Origin of the sequence: Bartonella sp. AC62GZZY (genome assembly GCF_042196525.1) — a bacterium.
GTDB lineage: Bacteria > Pseudomonadota > Alphaproteobacteria > Rhizobiales > Rhizobiaceae > Bartonella.
This window is the reverse complement of the sequence record NZ_JBHIQN010000076.1, coordinates 1-636: the sequence shown is the minus strand read 5'-3', so window position 1 is coordinate 636 and position 636 is coordinate 1. Positions and strand designations below refer to the sequence as shown.

General features: G+C 41.8%; 1 protein-coding gene. It reads left to right on the top strand.

Going from position 1 to position 636, the window contains the following annotated elements; translation table 11 throughout:
• Positions 1 to 636, top strand: a 636-nt coding sequence (pyrF, locus tag ACFIML_RS09245) for an orotidine-5'-phosphate decarboxylase (protein WP_375688038.1), incomplete at both ends; no start/stop codon positions are given.

Here is a 636-nt window from a genome sequence, read left to right as displayed (position 1 = left end):
TATCCTGTTAACAGCGGTTGTGGGCAATGTGGGCATTATTAAGCCGCAAGTCGCATTTTTTGAATTATATGGTGTGGAAGGTCTTCAAGTTCTCAAAGAGCTTATTGAAAATGCACAGGAACAAGGTTTATTGGTAATCGCTGATGCAAAAAGGGGGGATATTGGCTCTACTGTTGAAGCTTATGGGAAAGCTTGGCTTGGTTCAAGCAGCGCGTTTAAAGCGGATGCTATAACCGTAAATGCTTTTCTTGGCTTTGATGCTCTCATCCCTATGATAAAAATTGCAGAAGAAACAGGAACAGCAGTTTTTGTGGTTGTTCAATCCTCGAATCCGGAGGGAAAGCAAATGCGCAATGCGCTTATTGGTGATCAAACACTTTCTGTTCATTTGGCACAGCGTATTTGTGACTATAATAGCCAGTTTTTAGGACAAAATTATTCTGTTGGTCCTATTGGTGCGGTTATTGGAGCAACATTGGGAAGTGAATCAAAAGAGGCAATTGAGCAGTTAAAAAACAGCTTGTTTCTTGTTCCTGGTATTGGTGCTCAAGGGGGAACAATACCGCAACTGACAAACCAGTTTCCGCAAAGTTTGTGGCGGAATATTATTCCTGCCATTTCAAGGTCGATTACGGA